General features: G+C 48.3%; 1 protein-coding gene. It reads right to left on the bottom strand.

Annotated features, from left to right (window positions below; genetic code table 11):
- Positions 1–542 (bottom strand): alpha/beta fold hydrolase (locus R7R78_RS28910; RefSeq protein WP_225474943.1); only part of this gene is annotated, 542 nt, incomplete at both ends.

Genomic DNA, 542 nt, shown 5'->3' with positions numbered 1-542 from the left:
CATCTTCAATCACATCACGTCGCCCAAACACCATGCGACCGATGCGAGCAACTTCTACAGCTCGCTCACCTGTTAGCGATTCAAGGCTTTGTTTAAATGAAGCGACCAATTCTGGGTGAACTTGATCCGCGTTATTCGCAAAGAACAGTGGTGCAACGGCTTCGATAATAGGCCCAGGAACACCTTGAACTTGGCTGATGGTATCTAGCATCGCAAAGTATTTTTTATGCGTCACTTCTGGTTCCCAACCAATAAAGGTATCCATCAACACCAATGACTTCACTCGTTGCGGGGCTTGAGCGGTCAGTTCCGCGCCCCACATGCCGCCAACAGATAAGCCAACAATGGAAAATTCGTCGATTTCCAAATGATCCATTAGCGCCAGCATGTGTTGGGCATAATCAACTAAAGACGTGGTCGAAGCAGGAGCGGCGTCCGATTCACCATGCGCCCATAAGTCAGGCACAATACAACGATAGGACTGACTCAAAACTTCAATTTGAGGCGCCCACATTTGGCAATCCCACAAATAGCTATGTCCA

The organism is Vibrio sp. 2134-1 (assembly GCF_033339495.1).
The sequence above is the reverse complement of the archived record's forward strand: the minus strand, read 5'-3'. Positions and strand labels throughout refer to the sequence as shown.